The sequence below is a fragment of the Amaricoccus sp. genome (assembly GCF_017995835.1).
Taxonomy (GTDB): Bacteria; Pseudomonadota; Alphaproteobacteria; order Rhodobacterales; family Rhodobacteraceae; genus Amaricoccus.
The window spans coordinates 1-5,212 of sequence record NZ_JAGOID010000153.1 but is presented as its reverse complement, the minus strand read 5'-3'; the positions used below and the strand labels follow the sequence as shown (position 1 = coordinate 5,212).

Annotated in this window: 6 protein-coding genes and 1 pseudogene; all 7 read left to right on the top strand. The window is 71.5% G+C overall.

Annotated features, from left to right (window positions below; all coding sequences use genetic code 11):
• Positions 1 to 256: 256 nt before the first annotated feature.
• On the top strand, positions 257 to 745 hold the full coding sequence (gene phaP / locus KBA23_RS15595) for a phasin family protein (protein ID WP_290742821.1): 489 nt from the start codon (positions 257 to 259) through the stop codon (positions 743 to 745).
• Between the two features lie 148 nt (positions 746 to 893).
• Positions 894 to 1,205, top strand: coding sequence for an ATP-dependent Clp protease adapter ClpS (clpS, locus tag KBA23_RS15590; protein WP_290742817.1), 312 nt, complete (start codon positions 894 to 896; stop codon positions 1,203 to 1,205).
• A gap of 3 nt (positions 1,206 to 1,208) precedes the next feature.
• On the top strand, positions 1,209 to 2,222 hold the full coding sequence (locus KBA23_RS15585) for a methyltransferase (RefSeq protein ID WP_290742814.1): 1,014 nt from the start codon (positions 1,209 to 1,211) through the stop codon (positions 2,220 to 2,222).
• 92 nt (positions 2,223 to 2,314) lie between these two features.
• On the top strand, positions 2,315 to 2,671 hold the full coding sequence (locus KBA23_RS15580; protein WP_290742811.1) for a hypothetical protein: 357 nt from the start codon (positions 2,315 to 2,317) through the stop codon (positions 2,669 to 2,671).
• A gap of 109 nt (positions 2,672 to 2,780) precedes the next feature.
• Positions 2,781 to 3,926, top strand: a complete 1,146-nt coding sequence (gene dapE / locus KBA23_RS15575; protein ID WP_290742808.1) for a succinyl-diaminopimelate desuccinylase — start codon at positions 2,781 to 2,783, stop codon at positions 3,924 to 3,926.
• A gap of 23 nt (positions 3,927 to 3,949) precedes the next feature.
• Positions 3,950 to 4,594 carry a DsbA family oxidoreductase gene (locus KBA23_RS15570; protein ID WP_290742805.1) on the top strand — a complete coding sequence of 215 codons (645 nt, stop codon included), beginning with the start codon at positions 3,950 to 3,952 and terminating at the stop codon, positions 4,592 to 4,594.
• A gap of 123 nt (positions 4,595 to 4,717) precedes the next feature.
• A pseudogene (locus KBA23_RS15565) lies at positions 4,718 to 5,212 on the top strand (hypothetical protein); the annotation flags it as partial.

The following is a 5,212-nucleotide window of genomic DNA, read 5'->3' as shown; positions in this document are numbered from 1 at the left end:
TGCCCTCCGGCGCTTTGCGCCACTTGCCTCAGAGTTTGCAAACGCTTGCGAGCGTCCGTTTAATTTTGCGTTAAGCTAGCACGCCAAACACCCGTCGAAAACACCTTTGTCAGAGCGTGCGCGCATCGACGGCCGGGCGTGGCTTGCCGGTCGCAAGCGATTTTTTTGCCGCACCGCAGCATGACGCCTTGACGCAGTGCAGCATGGGCCCTATCTAGCCGCCATGCCCACCACGAACCATACTAGGAGAACGCCAATGACCACCGCCGCCCGCGCCAAGTCCGCCCCGGCCCCCGTCGAAACCGCCACCGCCGTCTTCCAGGAAGCGACCGCCAAGGTCGAGTCGCTGGTCGTCGAGTCGCAGAAGAACCTCACCGAGCAGTTCGAGAAGTTCTCGAAGGGCTTCGAGGGCTTCACCGCCTTCGGTCAGGAGAACGTCGACGCCATCGTGAAGTCGTCCGAGCTGGCCGCCAAGGCCGCCGAGGGCATCGGCTCCGAGATCGCCGCCTACTCGAAGAAGGCCTTCGAGGACGGCGTCGCCGCCGCCCAGGACTTCGCCGCCGCCAAGACCGTTTCCGAGCTGTTCGAGAAGCAGACCGCCTTCGCGCAGTCGGCCTTCGAGGGCTTCGTCGCCCAGTCGACCAAGATGAACGAGATCATCGTCGCGGCGACCAAGGACGTCACCGCCCCGCTCGGCGCGCGCGTCACCGCCGCCTCGGAGAAGTTCAAGGCCCTCGCGCTCTGAGCCGACCGGCCTTCGACTTACGGCAAAGGGGGCTTAGGCCCCCTTTTCTGTTTGCCCCCTTTCGATGTAGTCTCGGCTCAGCCGAGGGCCGCGCCTCCCGTTGAGGACGGCGTCCCGTCAATCAAGCGTTTCGTCGAAGTCCAGGCCCATGTCGGATTCCAAGCAGCCCGGGAGCGAGGTCCTCACCAAGACCCGCACCAAGACGCAGCGCCCGCCGCTGTACAAAGTGATGCTCCTCAACGACGACTACACGCCGATGGAGTTCGTGGTTCATGTGCTCGAACGCTTCTTCGGCATCAACCACACCCAGGCCGTCGAGATCATGCTGACGGTGCATCGCAAGGGCCTCGCTGTCGTCGGCGTGTTCTCCTTCGAGATCGCCGAGACCAAGGTGACCCAGGTGATGGACTACGCGCGGCGCAACCAGCACCCGCTGCAATGCACCATGGAGCGCGAGTAGCGCGTGTCGCGCACCGATCGCGCCACCGCGGCCTTCGCCTCGGGAGAACTGGCGGCGCCGGAGGCCGGCGACGTGCTCCTGATCCGGGCGGCGACGCCGGCGCTCGCCGAGGCCCTGCCCCACGACCGCCTGCTCTTCGAGCAGAGCTTCAAGCCCGCCCATGACACGCTCGCCGCCGCCGGTCTGCGCGTCACGATCCGCGCCGAGAAATCCGCCGCGATGGCGCTCGTCACCCTCGGCCGCTCCCGCGCCGAGAACCTCGGCAACCTCGCCCGCGCCATCGCGCTGACCCCGCCAGGGGCGACCATCGCCCTCGACGGCGCCAAGACCGACGGCGTCGACAGCCTTGCGCGGCAAGTCGGCGCGGTCCTGCCCCTCTCGGGCTCGTTCTCCAAGGCGCACGGCAAGGTGGTCAGCCTCATCCGTCCCGAGGCGCCGCCTCCGGAGGTGGCCGCCTGGGACGCCGCCGCCGCGCCGGCGCGCAACGCCGCCGGCTTCCTCACCGCGCCGGGCCTCTTCTCCGCCGACGCGCCGGACCCGGGCAGCGTTCGCCTCGCCGAGGCGTTCGCCGGCCGTCTGTCCGGGCGGGTCGCCGACCTCGGCGCCGGCTGGGGATGGCTCGCCGCGCAGGCGCTGGCCGCCTGCCCCGGGATCGCCGCGCTCGACCTCTTCGAGGCCGAGGCCCGCGCCCTCGACTGCGCCCGCGTCAACGTGCCGGATCCGCGCGCCGCCTTCCACTGGAGCGACGTCACCCGCCTCGGTCGCCGCGACGGCCCCTTCGACGCCGCGATCTGCAACCCGCCCTTCCACGAGGGCCGCGCCGCCGAGCCCGGGCTCGGCGCCGGCTTCGTCGCCGCCGCCGCCCGCATCCTGAAGCCCGCCGGGAGGCTCTTCCTCGTCGCCAACCGCCAGCTCCCCTACGAGGCGCCGCTCGCCGCCGCCTTCGCCCGCGCGGAGAAGCTCGCCGAGGACGGCGGCTTCAAGGTCTATCTCGCCGACCGCCCCCGCCGCGCCTGACGGCAGCACGCGGCGGCCGGAGACTCGGCGTGGCTTGCGGGCGGCCGCCGCGGCGGGCATCCTCGGACCCTCGCCCGGAGGCACGCGACGCGATGCTCGATCCCCAGGCCGCCCGCGCCGCGCTGCGCGGCAACCTCCGCCTCGTCGCCGGCCTCGGCGTCACGGTGACCTACCACCAGGCCGCCCGCGGCCTCGGCCTCGGGCCGCCGCATGTCATCCACACCGTCAGCCAGCTGCTCGAAGGGCTGATGGACGAGGACGCGGCGGCCGGCGTGCCCTTCGTCGCCGCCCTCGTGGTCAGCCGCGCCCGCGGCGGCCTGCCGGCGCTGGGGTTCTTCGAGACCGCCGCCCGCCTCGGCCGCTTCAAGGGCGACCCCTTCGGCGAGGAGGCCATCGCCTACCACGCCGCCGAGCTCGCCCTCGCCACCGCCTACCATGCGCCGGCCTGATCCCGACCCATCACGATAAATCAATCACTTGCACGGGAACCTCGGCGCGACGCCGTTGCCGACGCGGCGCGCCCGCGCTAGGGTCCGCGCGCATTCGAGGAGGGCCGCCATGACCGATCCCGTCGCGCTGACCGCCGAACTGATCCGCTGTCCCTCCGTCACGCCCGAGGAGGGCGGCGCGCTCGCGCTCATCGCCGAGCGCCTCGGCGCGGCCGGGTTCCGCGTCACCCGCTGCGACCGCGAGGGCATTCCCAACCTCTATGCCCGCTGGGGCGACGCCGGGCCGGTCCTCGGCTTCAACGGCCACACCGATGTCGTGCCCCCAGGCGACCCGAAAGCCTGGCATCACGACCCCTTCGGGGGCGAGATCGTCGACGGCTGGCTCTATGGCCGCGGCGCCTCGGACATGAAGTCCGGGGTCGCGGCTTTCGTTGCCGCCGCCATCGACTTCGTCACGGCCACGCCGCCAAAGGGCTCCATCGCCATCCTCGTGACCGGCGACGAGGAGGCGACCGCCGCCGACGGCACCGTTGCGATCCTCGACTGGATGGCGGCGAACGGCGAAAAGCTCGATCACTGCATCGTCGGCGAGCCCACCTCGGCCGAGAAGACCGGCGACGCGATCAAGATCGGCCGGCGCGGCTCGCTCACCGCCCGCATCGCCGCCTACGGCAAGCAGGGCCACGCCGCCTATCCGGAGAAGGCGCTCAACCCGCTGCCGGCCCTCGTCCGCCTGCTCGACCGCCTCGGCGCGCGCAAGCTCGACGCCGGGACCAGGCATTTCGGCCCGTCCACCCTTGCGCTCACCACCATCGACGTCGGCAACCCCGCCTCGAACGTCGTCCCGGCCGAGGCGCACGCGACGCTGAACATCCGCTTCAACGACGCCCATACCTCCGCCTCGCTCACCGCCTGGATCGAAGAAGAGGCCGACCGGGTGGCGGCGGAGTTCCGCACCGGCCTCGCCGCGCGCTTCGAAATCTCGGGCGAGAGCTTCCTGACCAGGCCCGGCCCGTTCACGGACCTCGTCGCCCGTGCCGTGACCGCCGAGACCGGCCTCGCGCCGGCGCTCTCGACCACGGGCGGCACCTCCGACGCGCGTTTCGTGAAGGACCATTGCCCGGTCGTCGAGGTCGGCCTGCACGGGCCGACCATGCACCAGGTCGACGAGCGCGTCGCCACGGCCGACATCGACACGCTGAAGCGCGTCTACGCCCGCATCCTCGCCGACTATTTCGCCGTTCCGCCGGGATAGAGCGCGGAGTCCGCCCCGCGACCATGACCCGCCTCGAGGTCATCTCCGACGTCGTCTGCCCCTGGTGCTACCTGGGGGTCGCACAGCTCCTGCGCGCGCTGCGGGACCGCGGCGACAGTCTCTTCGCCATCTCGTGGAAGCCCTACCAGCTCGACCCGGACATCCCGCCGGAGGGGCGGGACCGCGCCGCGCACATGAAGGCGAAGTTCGGCGACCTCGCCCGGCTCGCGCCCGTCCACGACCGCCTGCGCGAGGCTGGCCGCGCCGTTGGCCTGACCTTCGACTTCGCCGCGATCCGGCGCGCCCCGAACACGCTCGACGCGCACAGGGTGATCCGCTGGGCGGCGGCGGAGGGACGGCAGACGGCCACGGCGCTGGAGATCTTCCGCCGCTACTTCGAGGCCGGCGAGGACGTGTCCGACCCGGCGGTCCTCGCGGCCGCGGCGGAGACCGCCGGTCTGGACGGCGCGGCGATCGGCCGGCTCCTCGCCGGAGACGCCGACCGGGCGGAGACCCTCGCCGAGGCCGAGGCGGCCCGCTCGATGGGGGTGACCGGGGTGCCCACCTTCCTCCTCGGCGGCCGCTACGCCGTCGTCGGCGCCCAACCGGTCGAGACCTGGATGCGCATCGCCGACGAAATCGAGTCCGCCGCCCGGCCCGCCGGCTGAGGGACGAACCCGCGCCACGATCGATACCCTGCCCCCCGGCTCCGGCGATACGCCCGAAACACCCCGACCGGACAAGCTCCCCATGGCCGCCGGACGACCCGGAGGCCCGGGAGAGCATCGACCATGGCCTATTTCTACGGCACCAGCGGACACGACAACAGCGACCTCGGCGGCGCGGACATCTTCGGCACCGACAGCTCGGACGAGATCTGGGCCTACGAGGGCGACGACTACGTAAACGGCCGCATGGGCAACGACTCGATCCGGGGCGGGACCGGACACAACACGCTTTTCGGCGGCGAGGGCGACGACTTCATCTATTCCGACGGTTCGACCGGCCGCTACGACGGCGGCAACGGCATCGACACGCTCAACCTGAGTTCGATCATCCGGAGCGGCTATTTCGACCTCGCCGCGGGTCGCGGCAACTTCGGCGCGCAGAACCTGACCTCGCCCACCACCTTCGTCGCGGCGAATTTCGAGAACCTCGTGACCGGCGCCGGCGCCGATACGATCCTCGGTTCGGCTGCGGCGAACCACATCTATTCCGGCGCGGGCGACGACGTGGTCCGCGGCCGCGCCGGGGCGGACAGCCTCTACGGCGGCCTGGGCGACGAC

Excerpts from the sequence above, each read along its gene's own strand:
- KBA23_RS15570 (WP_290742805.1), top strand. The coding sequence starts at position 3,950 with ATGACCCGCCTCGAGGTCATCTCCGACGTCGTCTGCCCCTGGTGCTAC.
- clpS (WP_290742817.1), top strand. The coding sequence starts at position 894 with ATGTCGGATTCCAAGCAGCCCGGGAGCGAGGTCCTCACCAAGACCCGC.
- phaP (WP_290742821.1), top strand. The coding sequence starts at position 257 with ATGACCACCGCCGCCCGCGCCAAGTCCGCCCCGGCCCCCGTCGAAACC.
- KBA23_RS15580 (WP_290742811.1), top strand. The coding sequence starts at position 2,315 with ATGCTCGATCCCCAGGCCGCCCGCGCCGCGCTGCGCGGCAACCTCCGC.
- dapE (WP_290742808.1), top strand. The coding sequence starts at position 2,781 with ATGACCGATCCCGTCGCGCTGACCGCCGAACTGATCCGCTGTCCCTCC.